The sequence below is a fragment of the Thauera sp. AutoDN2 genome (assembly GCF_051280715.1).
Classification (GTDB): Bacteria; Pseudomonadota; Gammaproteobacteria; order Burkholderiales; family Rhodocyclaceae; genus Thauera.
In genome coordinates, this window is the sequence record NZ_JBNCAR010000007.1 from 52114 (window position 1) to 67170 (window position 15057).

The 15057-nt window shown below is 66.1% G+C and carries 11 protein-coding genes; 8 read left to right on the top strand and 3 right to left on the bottom strand.

The genetic code is table 11. The features are described 5' to 3' along the window. Positions 1-32 precede the first annotated feature (32 nt). Positions 33-1208 (bottom strand): pyridoxal phosphate-dependent aminotransferase, encoded by a 1176-nt coding sequence (locus ACPT9U_RS06235; RefSeq protein WP_435750251.1) that lies wholly within the window; start codon positions 1206-1208, stop codon positions 33-35. Positions 1209-1308: 100 nt separating this feature from the next. Beyond that, entirely contained in the window at positions 1309-3156 is a 1848-nt protein-coding gene (locus ACPT9U_RS06240) for a phosphoenolpyruvate carboxykinase (GTP) (protein ID WP_418364304.1), read from the bottom strand. Between the two features lie 439 nt (positions 3157-3595). On the opposite strand from ACPT9U_RS06240, the gene ACPT9U_RS06245 reads away from it, so the two are divergent. From ACPT9U_RS06245 to pbpG, 3 genes are all read left to right on the top strand, one after another. Further along, the gene (locus tag ACPT9U_RS06245) at positions 3596-5869 is read left to right on the top strand and encodes an NADP-dependent malic enzyme (RefSeq protein ID WP_435750252.1); all 2274 of its coding nucleotides are present in this window, start codon (positions 3596-3598) and stop codon (positions 5867-5869) included. 100 nt (positions 5870-5969) lie between these two features. Then, a complete protein-coding gene (locus tag ACPT9U_RS06250; RefSeq protein ID WP_418364372.1) occupies positions 5970-7109 on the top strand; it encodes a patatin-like phospholipase family protein in 1140 nt (379 codons plus the stop codon). A 164-nt stretch (positions 7110-7273) separates the two neighbouring features. Then, on the top strand, positions 7274-8353 hold the full coding sequence (gene pbpG, locus ACPT9U_RS06255) for a D-alanyl-D-alanine endopeptidase (protein WP_418364302.1): 1080 nt from the start codon (positions 7274-7276) through the stop codon (positions 8351-8353). 18 nt (positions 8354-8371) lie between these two features. On the opposite strand, the gene ACPT9U_RS06260 is transcribed toward pbpG, so the two are convergent. After that, the gene (locus ACPT9U_RS06260; protein ID WP_418364371.1) at positions 8372-9103 is read right to left on the bottom strand and encodes an IclR family transcriptional regulator; all 732 of its coding nucleotides are present in this window, start codon (positions 9101-9103) and stop codon (positions 8372-8374) included. A 342-nt stretch (positions 9104-9445) separates the two neighbouring features. On the opposite strand from ACPT9U_RS06260, the gene ACPT9U_RS06265 reads away from it, so the two are divergent. The 5 genes from ACPT9U_RS06265 to ACPT9U_RS06285 are packed head-to-tail and all read left to right on the top strand — an operon-like array spanning position 9446 to position 15054. Then, positions 9446-12307 (top strand): monovalent cation/H+ antiporter subunit A, encoded by a 2862-nt coding sequence (locus ACPT9U_RS06265; protein ID WP_435750253.1) that lies wholly within the window; start codon positions 9446-9448, stop codon positions 12305-12307. Continuing rightward, on the top strand, positions 12307-12741 hold the full coding sequence (locus ACPT9U_RS06270; protein ID WP_435750254.1) for a Na+/H+ antiporter subunit C: 435 nt from the start codon (positions 12307-12309) through the stop codon (positions 12739-12741). Before ACPT9U_RS06265 ends, ACPT9U_RS06270 begins: the two co-directional genes overlap by 1 nt. Further along, positions 12738-14261: a monovalent cation/H+ antiporter subunit D gene (locus ACPT9U_RS06275; RefSeq protein ID WP_418364300.1), complete on the top strand. Its 1524-nt coding sequence runs from the start codon at positions 12738-12740 to the stop codon at positions 14259-14261. The genes ACPT9U_RS06270 and ACPT9U_RS06275 overlap by 4 nt, the downstream gene beginning before the upstream one ends. After that, positions 14261-14788, top strand: a complete 528-nt coding sequence (locus ACPT9U_RS06280) for a Na+/H+ antiporter subunit E (RefSeq protein ID WP_418364299.1) — start codon at positions 14261-14263, stop codon at positions 14786-14788. Before ACPT9U_RS06275 ends, ACPT9U_RS06280 begins: the two co-directional genes overlap by 1 nt. Beyond that, on the top strand, positions 14785-15054 hold the full coding sequence (locus ACPT9U_RS06285) for a K+/H+ antiporter subunit F (protein WP_418364298.1): 270 nt from the start codon (positions 14785-14787) through the stop codon (positions 15052-15054). Before ACPT9U_RS06280 ends, ACPT9U_RS06285 begins: the two co-directional genes overlap by 4 nt. Positions 15055-15057: the final 3 nt, after the last annotated feature.

Here is a 15057-nt window from a genome sequence, read left to right on the forward strand (position 1 = left end):
GTTGACGAGGCCCGAGTTCAGACGCCGCAGATTCAGGCGGTACGCAGCAGGCGCTGCATACGTTCGACCGCGTCGAGCAGACGCTCGCGTCGAGTGGTGTAGGCGATGCGAAGGTGATGACGCGCCAGATGGTGGCCGAAATCCAGCCCCGGTGTTGCAGCGACGCCAGCCTCTTCGATGAGGCGACGGGCAAAGGCTTCGGCGTCGTCCGCAATGCGCGAGAGATCGGCGTAGATGTAGAACGCACCCTGTGGCTCGGCGGTGATGCCAAAGCCGAGTTCGCGTAGCGCAGGCAGCAGTGCATCGCGCCGCTCGGCGAAGGTGTTACGGCGCTCCTCCAGGATGTCCAGCGTGGCGGGTGCAAACGCGGCAAGTGCCGCGTACTGTGCGGGTGTGGAAGGCGAAATGAAAAAGTGCTGCGCCAGCTTCTCGATTTCACGCGCATAGCCCTTCGGCACCACCAGCCAGCCCAGGCGCCAGCCCGTCATGCCGAAGTACTTCGAGAAGCTGTTCACGACGAAGACGTCGTCCGCCCGATTAAGCACGGGGTCGGCGAGGGCCGCGCAGGCCGCGACACCGTAGCTCAGCCCCTGGTAGATTTCGTCCACCAAGAGTACGCCGCCGTGCGCCCGCGTGCGCTGGTGCAGGGCTGCGACTTCGCTTGATTCGAGCAGGGTGCCGGTCGGATTGGAAGGCGTGGCGATCATGAGGCCGCGTGTGCGCGCCTGCCAGGCGTCATCGACCTGCATCGGCGTGGGCTGGTAACGCGTGGCGGCGTCGACAGGCAGTGCCCGGGCTACGCCTTCGAAGGCGCGCACCAGGTGGCGGTTGGATGGATAGCCGGGGTCGGGCAGCAGCCACTCGTCCCCCGGGTCGGTCGTTGCGGCGAGTGCCAGCATCAGCGCACCCGAGGCGCCGGCGGTGATGACGATGCGCTCCGGCGGCACATCGGCGCCGAAGCGCGTGTGATAAAAGCTCGCGATGGCTTCGCGTAATGCGGGTAGACCGAGACCGGGCGTGTAATGCACGTCGCCGCCGGCCAGGAATGTCTGTGCCGCCTCGATGATGGGCTGCGGGGTCGGGAAGTCCGGTTCCCCAACCTCCATGTGGATGATGTCCCGACCCTGCGCCTCAAGTTCCCGTGCTCGGCGCAGCAGCTCCATGACGTGGAAGGGCTGGATGTCCTGGAGGCGGTGGGAGCAGTACATGGGGAGGGTCCTCGGAAGGGTTAGGGAGGCTGAAAAGGAAAAAGCGCCGGAGGCGCTTTTTCCTGGTCCGGGAAGGTCGCGGCGGGGGCCGCGGCGGTCCTCAGTCGGCGTTGAGCGCCAGTTCGAACAGCTCGCGCTTGAGTACCAGTTGGCGCGGCAGGCGGTCCTGCAGCTTGTCGAACCACTCCTTGTGGGAGTTCAGCTCGGCGCGCCAGGCTTCGGCGTCCACCTGGGTCAAGGCCTCGAATTCTTCGCGGCTGACGTCGGCGCCGCTCCAGTCCAGATCCTCGAAGCGCGGCATCCAGCCGAGCGCGGTCTCCTTGGCGGCGATCTTGCCCTTGCAGCGGTCGACGATCCACTTGAGCACGCGCATGTTGTCGCCGAAGCCCGGCCACATGAACTCGCCCTTCTCATTCATGCGGAACCAGTTCACGCAGAAGATCTTGGGGGTGTCCTCGACCACGTGGCCCATCCGCAGCCAGTGGTTGAAGTAGTCGCCCATGTGGTAGCCGCAGAAGGGCAGCATCGCGAACGGGTCGCGGCGCACCACGCCCTGTGCGCCGAAGGCGGCGGCGGTGGTTTCGGAGCCGAGCGTCGAAGCCATGTAGACGCCGAAATTCCAGTTGAACGCCTGGTACACCAGCGGAACCGTGGTGGCGCGGCGGCCGCCGAAGATGAAGGCCGAGATCGGCACGCCGGCAGGGTCTTCCCAGGCGGGGTCGACCGAAGGGCACTGGCTGGCCGGTGCGGTGAAGCGCGCGTTCGGGTGCGCGGCCTTGCGGCCGGTTTCCTTGGCGATCTCGGGCGTCCAGTCCTTGCCCTGCCAGTCGACCAGGTGAGCCGGTGCCTCCTTGGTCATGCCCTCCCACCAAACGTCGCCATCGTCGGTCAGTGCGACGTTGGTGAAGATGATGTTTTCCTTCAGCGTGGCCATCGCGTTGAAGTTGGTCTTCTCGGAGGTGCCGGGGGCGACGCCGAAGTAGCCGAACTCGGGGTTGATGGCGCGGAACTTGCCGTCAGGGCCGGGCTTGATCCAGGCGATGTCGTCACCGACGGTGGTGATCTTCCAGCCGTCGAAGGACTTCGGCGGGATCAGCATGGCGAAATTGGTCTTGCCGCAGGCCGACGGGAAGGCGGCGGCGACGTAGGACTTCTCGCCCTCGGGGGACTCGACGCCGAGGATCAGCATGTGCTCGGCCAGCCAGCCTTCGTCACGCGCCATGGTGGAGGCGATGCGCAGCGCGAAGCACTTCTTGCCGAGCAGGGCGTTGCCGCCGTAGCCCGAGCCGTAGGACCAGATCTCGCGGGTTTCGGGGTAGTGCACGATGTACTTGGTCGTGGGGTTGCACGGCCAGCGGCTGTCCTTCTCGCCCTGGGCGAGCGGGGCGCCGACGGTGTGCACGCAGGGCACGAACTCGCCTTCGGTGCCGAGCACCTCGATCGCGCCCTTGCCCATGCGGGTCATGATGCGCATGTTGGTGACGACGTAGGGGCTGTCGGAGATCTCGACGCCGATGTGGGCGATCGGGCTGCCGAGCGGACCCATGGAGAACGGGATCACGTACATGGTGCGGCCATGCATCGAGCCCTTGAACAGGCCGTTCAGCGTGTCGCGCATCACCGCCGGGTCTTCCCAGTTGTTGGTCGGGCCGGCATCTTCCTTCTTTTGCGAGCAGATGAAGGTGCGGTCTTCGACACGGGCGACGTCCGAAGGGTCGGACCAGGCGAGGAACGAGTTCTTGCGTTTCTCCGGATTCAGCTTGATCAGCATGCCGGATTCGACCATCTCGGCGCACAGGCGGTCGTATTCTTCCTGCGAGCCGTCGCACCAGACCACGCGGTCGGGTTCGGTGAGCGCGGCGATTTCGCCGACCCACTGCTTCAGGCCTTCGTGGCGGACGTATTCAGGGGCAGCGGCGATTGCCGCCTGGGCGTGGTTCTGAGACATGTAAACAGCTCTCCCGTGCTGTGATGCGAAACCATTCCCGTCGGTCGGCCATCTGAAACGCAGGCTGCTGCCTGGCCGGCGGGCTGCTCGGGCTCCCCGCCAGGGGCGCCCCGACCTCCGCTTGCGACGTCCCGCGACAAATCGCAATCGGTGAAAGCCCGTAATTATGCCACGGCACAGGGGGGCTTTTGAACGTGGTCGAGAGGATTGTTGCAGTCGAGTGAAGCGGCCGCCGCTCGGCAGGCGGGCGGCGGCCCTTGGCGTTGACAGAGCGGGGGATGATTTTCCACGATGTAGTTATTAATTTCGTAATGCGGTATAAACGGTTTCGCGCTATGCTTCGTAGGCTCGCGCGAGGCCGAGGTGAAGCGTGCCGAAAAGGCTGAAGCCCCGCTTGCCTGCATTCCGATCGACGTGTTGAAGAGACAGGACAAAGACAATGGATGAGCTGATCCGCAACGCCGCCCTCGACTATCACCGCTATCCGCGTCCGGGCAAGATCTCGGTGACGCCTACCAAGGTGCTGTCCAACCAGCGCGACCTGTCGCTGGCCTATTCGCCCGGCGTCGCTGCGGCCTGCGACGCGATCGTCGAAGACCCGGCGCAGGCGGCCGAACTCACCGCGCGCTCCAACCTGATCGGTGTGGTCACCAATGGTACCGCCGTGCTTGGCCTGGGCAACATTGGCCCGCTCGCCGCCAAGCCGGTGATGGAAGGCAAGGGTGTGCTGTTCAAGAAGTTCGCCGGCATCGACGTCTTCGACCTCGAGATCGACGAGCCCGACGCCGACAAGCTGATCGACATGATCGCCGCGCTTGAACCCACCTTCGGCGGCATCAACCTCGAGGACATCAAGGCGCCCGAGTGTTTCTACATCGAGGCCAAGCTGCGCGAGCGCATGAAGATCCCGGTCTTCCACGACGATCAGCACGGTACGGCGATCGTGGTGGGCGCCGCGGTGCTGAACGGCCTGCACCTGCAGGGCAAGGACCTCAAGAAGGTCAAGCTCGTGACCTCCGGCGCTGGCGCCGCGGCGCTCGCCTGCCTGGGCTTGCTGGTCAAGCTCGGCGTGCCGGTGGAGAACATCTGGGTCACCGACATCGAGGGCGTGGTCTATGAGGGGCGCACCGTGCTGATGGACCCGATCAAGGCGCGCTACGCCAAGCACACGGATGCGAGGAAGCTCGCCGAGGTCATCGAAGGCGCGGACGTGTTCCTCGGGCTGTCGGCGGGTGGTGTGCTCAAGGGCGATATGGTGGCGAAGATGGCGGCCAACCCGCTCATCCTTGCGCTCGCCAACCCGACTCCGGAGATCCTCCCCGACGAGGTCAAGGCGGTGCGCAGCGACGCGATCATCGCCACGGGGCGTTCGGACTACCCGAACCAGGTCAACAACGTGCTGTGCTTCCCCTTCATCTTCCGCGGTGCGCTCGATGTCGGCGCGACCACCATCACCGACGAGATGCAACTCGCCGCGGTGAAGGCGATCGCCGAGCTGGCGCGCGTGGAGCAGAGCGACATCGTTGCCGCCGCATATGGCGAGAAGGTCGGCGGTTTCGGCCCCGAGTACATCATCCCGCGCCCCTTCGATCCGCGCCTGATCGTAAAGATCGCGCCCGCGGTCGCCGAGGCAGGTATGAGCTCGGGCGTGGCCACCCGACCGATCAGCGACTGGAACGCCTATCGCAGCCAGCTCAACAATTTCGTGTGGCACTCCGGCCTGATCATGAAGCCGGTGTTCGCCGCCGCGCACAAGAATCCGAAGCGCATCATCTTCTCCGAGGGCGAGTCCGAGAAGGTGCTGCGCGCCGTGCAGCAGGTGGTGGACGAGGGCCTCGCGCGCCCGATCCTCATCGGTCGCCCGGACGTGGTGAAGCACAACATCGAGCGCTTTGGCCTGCGCATGGCCGTGGAGCGCGACTATGAACTGGTTAATCCGGATTCCGATCCGCGCTTCAACGAACTGTGGCAGCACTACCACGCGTTGATGGAGCGCCGTGGCGTGTCGGTCGAATACGCCAAGAAGGAGGTTCGCCGCCGCACCACGCTGATCGGTACGCTGCTGCTCAAGTTCGGCTACGGCGATGGCCTCATCTGCGGCACCTATGGCATGCATCGCCTGCACCGCGAGTTCGTCGAGACCGTGCTCGGTCGTCGCGAAGGGGTGGATAACCTGTACACGGTGAACCTGCTCAGCCTGCCCGGCCGCACCTTGTTCCTCGCTGACACCTACGTCAATTACGACCCCACGCCGGAGCAGGTGGTCGAGATGACGCTGCTTGCCGCGGAAGAGATGCAGCGCTTCGGTGTCGAGCCGCGGGTGGCGCTGCTGTCGCACTCGTCCTTCGGTTCGGCCGATTCGCCTACTGCCGAGAAGATGCGTGCGGCGATGCGCATGCTGCACGAGCGGCATCCGGAGCTGCAGGTCGAGGGTGAGATGCACGGAGACTCCGCGCTGGACGCGAAGCACCGCCTGCAGATCTTCCCCAACGCAAAGATGCGTGAGGACGCAAACCTGCTGATCTTCCCGACCCTGGATGCAGCCAACATCGCCTTCAACCTGCTGAAGAACGCTGCCGGCAGTGGCATGACCGTGGGCCCGATCCTGCTCGGTGCTGCCAAGCCGGTGCACATCCTCACCCCCTCGGCGACTGTGCGCCGCATCATCAACATGACGGCCCTGACCGTGGTCGAGGCCGGCCAGGCAGGCTGAGGGCCGCAGATCGTTTCATGCCGGAGGGTGCGCCTTGGCGCTTGCCTCCGGCAGGCCGCCTGCGCGATGCTTCCCTCCGTGGAGCGCAATGGGAGCGGCGATGGCGGAGGGGACGGGGCGTGCGGCACTGGTGCTGACGGGAGGCGGGGCGCGCGCGGCCTATCAGGTCGGCGTGCTGCATGCCATTCGTGAGTTGCGTGGCAAGCGTTCTGGCAACCCCTTCCCGATCCTGTGCGGCACTTCTGCAGGCGCGATCAATGCGGTGGCGCTCGCCACCCACGCCGGCGACTTCAACCGTGCGGTGCGGCACATCACCCGGATCTGGCGTGGGCTGCATGTGGCCGACGTTTACCGTGTCGACCCACCGGCTCTGCTCGGCAGCGGCTTGCGTTGGGGGTCAGCGCTGTTCGGGGGCTGGCTGTTGCGGCAGACCCCGCGCTCGCTGCTCGACAATGCACCGCTGCGCGCCCTGCTGCAGCACGCGCTCGACTTCGGGGCAATCGATCGTGCGATTGCGTCAGGTGATCTGTATGCGGTGAGCGTCACGGCGTCTGGCTACTCCAGTGGCGAGAGCCTCGCCTTTTATCAGGGTGCCTGCGACATCCAGCCCTGGCGTCGGGCGAAGCGCCTGGGCGTGCGAGGCAGCCTCGAGGTGGATCACCTGCTCGCGAGCGCGGCCCTTCCGTTCGTCTTTCCCGCAGTGAAGATCCATCGTGAGTATTTCGGTGACGGCTCCATGCGTCAGCTCGCGCCGGTCAGCCCCGCGGTTCATCTCGGCGCTGACCGCATCCTGGTGATCGGCGCTGGCCGCACTGCGGAGGAAGGTCGGGTGCGTAGCGATCAGTATCCGTCGCCGGCGCAGATTGCCGGTCACGCCTTGTCGAGCATATTTCTCGACACGCTGGAGGTGGATCTGGAGCGGCTGGCGCGGATCAACGACACGGTGAGCCGCCTGGACCCTGCGCAGCGCGAGGTGGCCGGGATCGGGCTGCGACCGATCGAAGCCCTCGTCATCCAGCCCTCGCAGCGGCTCGACACCATCGCAGCGCGTCATGCGCGCAGCCTTCCGCCCCTGCTGCGCGTGGTGCTGCGCGGCCTGGGCACGCTGCGCCGCGAAGGCTCCACGCTGCTGTCCTACCTCCTTTTCGAGCCGGGATTCACACGTGCGTTGATCGAACTCGGCTACCATGACGCGCTTGCGCAGTCGGGCGCGATACGCCGCTTTCTGCGCATCGAGTGAGGCAATGGTGCGTGCAAGGGCGGGCAGGGCCGCGGCGAAAGTCACATTTCAAGAGGAAATCCCGGCCTGTATCTAGAAATGACTTGAAATCATTTCTGTATCTGCTTATTTTTGAAACAAAACGCAGGTTCAAGCAATCTCCCTCTCAAGCACGCTTCCAAACCATGAAAGCAAAAGCCCTCGTTGCCGTGCTTGCCGCACTGTTCGCACTGCAGTCCGGCGTGGCCATTGCCGCCTCCTCGGCATCGCGCACATCTGCAAAGCCGGCGGCAGCAAGCGCCAAGCCGGCGGCCAGAAAGGCCGCGGCCAAGAAGCCTGCGGTGACGAAGAAGGCGTCGGGGAAGAAGGCAGGCAGCAAGAAGGTGGTGGCGAAGAAGTCCCCTGCCAAGAAGGCTGCTGCTGCGGCACTCCCCGCGGCGGCGGGCGCGGTCGAGCCCGACACGCCGCTCGTGCTCGATGCCAGCGGCCGTCCGGTACTCGGCTCCAGCGCCTTTTATGTGGTGAACCAGAACACCGGCGAGGTGCTTCTCGAACAGAACGCGATGGCCGTGCTGCCGATCGCCTCCATCACCAAGCTCATGACCGCGATGGTCGTGCTCGACGCAGGCCAGTCCCTCTCCGAGGCGCTCGCCATCACCGAGGGCGACATCGACCGGCTGAAGGGCACGGGGTCGCGCCTTGGCATCGGGACGCGACTGACACGCGAGGACATGCTGCATCTGGCGCTGATGTCTTCCGAGAATCGCGCAGCCTCCGCGCTCGCACGCAATTATCCCGGCGGGGAGAAGGCCTTCGTGCAGGCCATGAACGTCAAGGCCCGTCTGCTCGGTCTGTGGGACACTCGCTTCCACGACAGCACCGGGCTGGATCCGGCCAACGTTTCCAGTCCGCGCGACCTCGCCAGGCTCGTCGCTGCTTCGGCTTCGTATCCACTCATCCGTGCGTTCTCGACCTCGCACGAGCGCCATGTCGCAGTGGGCGGGCGCATGCTGCGGTTCGGCAACACCAACAGTCTGGTGAAGAGCCCTGAATGGGCGATCAGCGTGTCGAAGACGGGCTACATCTCCGAGGCGGGGCGTTGCCTCGTCATGCAGACCTGGCTGCACCAGCAACCTGTGGTGATGGTGCTGATGGACTCGACCGGACGCTACACGCGCACCGCCGACGCAAAGCGTGTGCGCCGGTGGCTCGAGGAGCATTCCGTGCAGCGCCTCGCCGCTGCACCGCAAAAAGTGGGGCTGTAAGCGGCAGGCGCGGCCCGCTCAAGCTGCGCGCGGCGCGACGTAGCCGAGCGCGTGCGAGATCTCGTTCGCCGTTTCACGTACCAGTGGCGCCCAGTCGGGGTTGAAGCGCTCGGATGGCGTCGATAGTGACAGGCCCGCGATCAGCTCTCCTGCGTCATCGCGAATCCCCGCTGCGATGCAGCGCACCCCGGCTTCCACCTCGTCCAGGTCGAATGCGACGTCGTGCCTGCGCACACGCTCGAGTTCCTTTTCCAGCGCGGGGAGGGCGGTGATCGACGTCGGGGTCGACGCGGGCAGACCCGTGCGGCGCGCATAGTCGCGAATGCGCTCAGGCCCGTCCTCGGCGAGGAAGAGCTTGCCGGTGGCTGTGGTGTGCAGCGGCGCGCGGGCACCGACGATGTGTACCACGCGCACCGATGCCCGGCCGCTCGAGCTGCGTTCTACATAGACGATCTCGTCTCCCGCGCGCACCCCGAGGTTAACGCTCTCGCCGGTGGCCGCATGCAGCTTGACCATGTAGGGCATGGCCGTTTCACGCAAGGAGATGCGCGACTTGACCAGGCTCCCCAGTTCCAGCAGGCGGATACCGAGACGGTAGGCGCCCGCGTCCGAGCGCTCGACGAAGCCGCTGTGCGTCATCGCGCCCAGAATCCGGTGGGCGGTGGAGGGGTGGAGTCCGGTTTCTGCGGCAAGTTGCTTCAGCGGAATGGGATCGGCATGCTCGGCAAGTACGTCGAGCAGTTTCATCATGCGCTCGATGACCTGGATCGAGGCCTTGCCTTCGGTGCCTGGGGCGGGGTCGGTCTTGGCGATGGGCGTTCTGGAGGCGGACACGGTGGGAGAGGTTCGGAAGGCGGGAAGGGGCGGATCTGGCCCGGTGAGGGGGGACGTCAGGCATGGTAAACGCGTGTTTGAATTTCGCCTAGTGAAACAGGCTTCCGTGCGGAGCCATCAGTGCTTGCGTATATACTTTGGGCGCAACAAAGATGCCGGAGCCACGGCGTGCGGCCATTTTGCCGCCGCGCTCGAATGCGCTGCAGGCCAGCGCGCACGGCGTGAATTCGTACCTCGTCCCCTAGTCGAGATGCCCCGATGAGCCTCGTCCTGATCGTGTTGTTACCCTTCATCGGTGCGCTGTTTCCCGCGCTGATGATTCGTGCCGGGCGCAACGCGTGCGCCACGAGCGCCTTCTTTTTCAGCCTGCTCGCCTTCGCATTGCTGCTCTCGCATGCGCCGGCGGTGTTCCGCGGCGAAACGCTTACCGCGAGTTGGGACTGGCTGCCCGCGCTCGGCCTGCAGGCGAGCTTCTTCCTCGACGGGCTGGGCCTGTTCTTTGCCGGGCTGATCCTGGGCATCGGCCTGCTCATCATCGTCTACGCGCGCTATTACCTCGCCAAGGAAGACCCGATGGGGGTGTTCTACACCTATCTGCTGCTCTTCCAGGGCGCGATGGTGGGCGTGGTGCTGTCGGACAACATCCTGCTGCTGCTGGTGTTCTGGGAGCTCACCAGCCTGTCGTCCTTCCTGCTGATCGGCTACTGGAAGCACCTGCCCGAAGGCCGCCAGGGCGCGCGCATGGCGCTCACCGTCACCGGCGCCGGCGGGCTGGCGATGATCGCCGGCATGCTGATCCTGGGCGACATCGCCGGCTCGTACAACCTCACCGAGATCCTGCAGAAGCGGGAGGCGATCCAGGCCTCGCCGCTGTACCTGCCCGCGCTGGTGCTGATCCTCGCCGGCTGCTTCACCAAGAGCGCGCAGTTCCCTTTCCATTTCTGGCTGCCGCACGCGATGGCGGCGCCCACGCCGGTGTCGGCCTACCTGCACTCGGCGACCATGGTGAAGGCGGGGCTCTTTCTGATGGCGCGCATGTGGCCGGTGCTCGCCGGCACGCCCGAATGGTTCTACATCGTCGCCACCACCGGCCTGGTGACCATGCTGGTGGCGGCCGGGATCGCGCTATTCAAGGACGACCTCAAGGGTCTGCTCGCCTACTCCACCGTGAGCCACCTCGGCCTGGTGACCATGCTGCTCGGCTTCGGTACGCCGATGGCGGCAGTGGCGGCGGTATTCCACATCCTGAATCACGCCAGCTTCAAGGCGGCGCTGTTCATGAACGCCGGCATCGTCGACCACGAGGCCGGTACGCGCGACATCAAGCGCCTCGGCGGGCTGCTGCAGCTGATGCCGATCACCGCCACGCTGGCGATGGTGGCGGGGGCGTCGATGGCCGGCCTGCCGCCCTTCAACGGCTTCATCTCCAAGGAAATGATGCTGCACGAGGCGGTGCACACCTCCTGGCTCGGCAGCGACTGGGCGATCCCCGCGCTGGCGGCGCTGGCGGCCTGCTTCTCGGTTGCGTACTCGTTCCGCTACATCGTGCATGTGTTCTTCGGCGCGAAGCGCGACGACTATCCGCATACGCCGCACGATCCGCCCGCGGGCATGTGGCTGCCTCCGGCGGTCCTGGTGGCGCTGGTGGTGGCGATCGGGCTGTTCCCGCACACCCTGGCCGGGCCGCTGGTGGCCGTGGTGTCGGGGGCGGTGATCGGTGCGCCCGCGCCCGAGCATCATCTGGCCCTGTGGCATGGCTTCAACCCGGCGCTGGCGCTGTCGGCGATCGCGGTGGTGGTCGGCCTGGCCGCGCTCGCCGCCTATCGCCGCGTGCGCGCGGTGTGGCAGGCCGGCCCGCATCCCGAGGCGAAGGCGATGTTCGACGCTCTCATCGACGCGGCGGTGCACCTGGCGGCGTGGATCACGCACCGCTTGCACAACGGTTCGCTGCAGCGCTACCTGGCCTTCGCGGTGAGCGCCTTCGTGTTCGCGGGCTTCGTCGCCTTCTTCGCCGCGCCGCATGCGGCGGGGACGCGCGCGCTGCTGCCAGCCAATCCGGTGGCGGTCGTGGCCTGGTTGCTGCTCGTGGCGGGTTGTCTGCTCACCGTCGCGCTGTTCCGCCGCCGCGTGTTGTCAGTGCTGATCGTGGGCACGGTAGGCTTGATCGTGTGCGTCGCGTTCATATACCTGTCCGCGCCCGATCTGGCGCTCACGCAGATCTCGGTCGAGGTCACCACGGTGATCCTGATCCTGCTCGCGCTGTACTTCCTGCCCAAGTACGGGCCGCCGAGCTCGGCGGTGCAGGCCGATCCGGTGCGCCACACCCGGGATGCAGTGCTGGCTGGCCTGGCCGGCCTGGGTATGGCGGGGGCGAGTTGGGCGATGATGACGCGCGATGTCGAGTCGCTGTCCGGGTACTACCTCGATAACGCGGTGTCGGGTGGCGGCGGTACCAACGTGGTGAACGTGATCCTGGTGGACTTCCGCGGCTTCGACACCTTTGGCGAGATCACGGTGCTCGGCATTGCGGCGCTGGCCATCTACGCGCTGCTCGACGGCTCGCTGTTCGGCCGCGTCGGGCGTCGCCTGAGCGCCTGGTCGCCGGACCTGCCGCAGTCGGCCGACCGCCATCCGATGATCATGGTGGTGGCCACGCGCGTGATGTTGCCGCTGGCGATGCTGGTGGGCGCGTACATTTTCCTGCGTGGCCACAACCAGCCCGGCGGCGGTTTCATCGCAGCGCTGGTGGTGTCGATCGCGCTCATCATGCAGTACATGGCGAGCGGTTTCGGTTGGGCCGCGCAGCGGGTGCGCATCAATTACCACGCCATGATCGGTACCGGCGTGCTGGTCGCGGCGGCGACCGGTATCGCGGCGATGGTCATGGAGCAACCCTTCCTGACCTCCGCCTTCGCGCATGTGCATCTGCCGCTGGTGGGCGAGTTCGAGGTGGCGAGCGCGATGGCCTTCGATACCGGCGTGTTTCTCACCGTGGTGGGTGCGGTGATGCTGGCGCTCGCGAATCTGTCGCGCATGGGCCGGTGGACGGCGCCCCGGGGCGTCAACGAGGCGGCCATGGATGTCGATCCGAGCGTCACCGCCGCAGGAGGCCGTAGCTGATGGAATTTCTCGTTGCCAGTGCGATTGGCGTGATGACGGCCACCGGGCTCTACTTGGTGCTGCGCACGCGCACCTTCCCGGTGGTGATGGGCCTGTCGCTGCTCACCTATGCCACCAACCTGTTTCTCTTCGCCACCGGCCGGCTCGACATCAACCGTCCGCCGGTGATCGGCGCAAGCCTCAATGGCTACATCGATCCGCTGCCGCAGGCGCTCGTGCTCACTGCGATCGTGATCTCCTTCGGCATGACCGCGGTGGTCGTGGTCATGGCGCTGCGTGCTTATCTCGAAACCGGCAACGACCACGTCGACCTGCCCGGCGACGCCTCGCCCGAGGCACAGGAGGACGACTGGAAGCTGCGTGCCAGCCGGCCGTCCGCGCCCACGCCTGCGCCACAGACTGGTGCGAACGGCAAGCGTGGGGGCGCAGCATGAATCACACGCTGATCCTCCCCATCCTGATACCGGCGGTGGTCGGCGCGCTGCTGGTCATCGCGGCGCGCCATGACCGCGTGCTGGCGAGAGTGTTCTCGCTCGCGTCGATGGTGCTGATGCTGGGCGTTGCGGTCACGCTGCTGGTGATGGCCAGCGACGGCCAGGTGCGCTCGTACGCGCTCGGCGCCTGGCCCGCGCCCTTCGGCATCGTCATCGTGCTCGATCGCCTTTCGGCGCTGATGCTGGTGCTCACCGGACTGCTCGGGCTCGGAGTGCTGTTGTATGCGATCACTGGCTGGGACATGCGTGGCAAGCATTTCCATCCGCTGTATCAGTTTCAACTGATGGGTATCAACGGCGCCTTCCTCACCGGCGACTTCTTCAACCTGTTCGTGTTCTTCGAGATCCTGCTGATCGCCTCGTATGGCCTGATGGTGCACGGCGGTGGCGGACTGCGGGTGAAGGCGGGCGTGCAGTACGTGGTGACCAACCTGGTCGGCTCCTCGGTGTTCCTGATCGCGGCGGGCCTGATGTACAGCGTTACGGGCACGCTCAATATGGCGGATCTGGCGGTGAAGGTGCCGCAGGTGCCGGCCGCCGACCAGGCGTTGCTGCAGACCGGCGCGGTGCTGCTGCTGCTGGTGTTCGCGGTTAAGGCGGCGCTGGTGCCGCTGCATTTCTGGTTGCCGGGCACGTACGCCAATGCGCCGGGGCCGGTGGCCGCGCTGTTCGCGATTCTCACCAAGGTCGGGGCCTACTCGATCATCCGGCTCTATGTGTTGGCCTTTGGCGCCGATGCGGGCGATGCGGCCTGGCTGGCTGCGCCGTGGTTGCTCCCGGCCGGGCTGGTGACGCTGGTGCTGGGCATGACCGGCGTGCTCGCGGCGCGCAGCCTCGGCCAGATTGCGAGCTTCGCGGTTGTTGGTTCGATGGGCATGCTGCTCGCCACGGTGGGGGTGTTCACCGAACAGGCCACCAGCGCCGCGCTGTACTACCTGATCCACTCCACGTTCGCGGCGGCTGCTCTGTTCCTGATCGCCGACCTCGTCGCCGAACGCCGCGGCGTGCAGCGCGACCGCCTGGCCGTGGGGCCGCGCTTTACACAGATCGGGCTGATCTCGGCGTTGTTCTTCGTCGCCGCCATCGGTATCACCGGCATGCCACCGCTGTCGGGTTTCATCGGCAAGCTGCTGGTGCTCGACGGCGTGCGCAGCTCCACCCATGCTGGCTGGTTCTGGGCGCTGATCCTGTCGACCTCGCTGATCGCCATCGTCGGCTTCTCGCGCGGCGGCAGCATGCTGTTCTGGAAGACGCGTCCGATGCCGGCGGCGCAGTCGGGCACGCGCGGTGCGCCGGCGGCGCTACCCTTCGTTGCGGTGGGTGGGTTGCTCGCCTGCCTGCTGCTGCTCACCGTGTTCGCGGGCGCGATCCACGGCTGGCTGGATCTGGTCGCCGCGCAGCTGTATGCGCCGGCGGGATACATCGAAGCGGTGCTGGGCGCCGCGCAAGGGGGGCGCTGATGGGCGTGCATCAGGAACCGAAGCCGCAGCGCAGCCTGCGCGAGCGCTGGTTGCCGCACCCGGTGCTCACCGTGGTGCTGGTGCTGCTGTGGATGCTGTTGCTCAACAACTTCAGCATTGGCGGGCTGGTGATGGGCGTGTTGCTCGCCCTGATCATCACCCGCGTGACGAGCAATTTCTGGCCCGAGCGCCCGCCCGTGAAGTCCTGGCGGAAGGCCTTCTCCTATCTCGGCCTGGTGGCTTGGGACGTGGTGGTGGCCAACCTCGAAGTGTCGCGCCTGATCCTCTTCCGTCCTACCTCGCAATTGCGCACGCGCTGGGTCACGGTGCCGCTCGAGCTGTGCTCGCCGGAGGCCATCACCGTGCTCGCGGGCACCATCACGATGACGCCCGGCACCGTGTCGTGCGATCTTTCGGCCGATGGCCGCAGCCTGCTCGTGCATTGCCTGGATGCGCAGGATGCCGAGGAAACGGTGCGCCAGATGAAGGGCCGCTACGAGACCCGTCTGAAGGAGATTTTCCCGTGATCGAATACGCGCTTGCCTTCGGTTTCCTCGCGCTGTCGCTGGCGGTGCTGCTCAACCTTTGGCGTCTGTTCAAGGGGCCCTCGCTGATGGACCGCGTGCTTGCGGTCGACACCATGGTGATCAACGCCATCGCGCTGATCATCCTGTTCGGCATCCAGCAGCGCACCACCATCTTCTTCGAGGCCGCGCTGCTGTTCGCGATGTTCGGCTTCATTTCCACCGTCGCCTACTGCCGCTTCACGCTGCGCGGCGACGTCATCGAGTGAGGG

Excerpts from the sequence above, each read along its gene's own strand:
- ACPT9U_RS06235 (WP_435750251.1), bottom strand. The coding sequence starts at position 1,208 with ATGTACTGCTCCCACCGCCTCCAGGACATCCAGCCCTTCCACGTCATG.
- ACPT9U_RS06275 (WP_418364300.1), top strand. The coding sequence starts at position 12,738 with ATGAATCACACGCTGATCCTCCCCATCCTGATACCGGCGGTGGTCGGC.
- ACPT9U_RS06240 (WP_418364304.1), bottom strand. The coding sequence starts at position 3,156 with ATGTCTCAGAACCACGCCCAGGCGGCAATCGCCGCTGCCCCTGAATAC.
- pbpG (WP_418364302.1), top strand. The coding sequence starts at position 7,274 with ATGAAAGCAAAAGCCCTCGTTGCCGTGCTTGCCGCACTGTTCGCACTG.
- ACPT9U_RS06265 (WP_435750253.1), top strand. The coding sequence starts at position 9,446 with ATGAGCCTCGTCCTGATCGTGTTGTTACCCTTCATCGGTGCGCTGTTT.
- ACPT9U_RS06260 (WP_418364371.1), bottom strand. The coding sequence starts at position 9,103 with ATGATGAAACTGCTCGACGTACTTGCCGAGCATGCCGATCCCATTCCG.
- ACPT9U_RS06250 (WP_418364372.1), top strand. The coding sequence starts at position 5,970 with ATGGCGGAGGGGACGGGGCGTGCGGCACTGGTGCTGACGGGAGGCGGG.
- ACPT9U_RS06270 (WP_435750254.1), top strand. The coding sequence starts at position 12,307 with ATGGAATTTCTCGTTGCCAGTGCGATTGGCGTGATGACGGCCACCGGG.
- ACPT9U_RS06280 (WP_418364299.1), top strand. The coding sequence starts at position 14,261 with ATGGGCGTGCATCAGGAACCGAAGCCGCAGCGCAGCCTGCGCGAGCGC.
- ACPT9U_RS06245 (WP_435750252.1), top strand. The coding sequence starts at position 3,596 with ATGGATGAGCTGATCCGCAACGCCGCCCTCGACTATCACCGCTATCCG.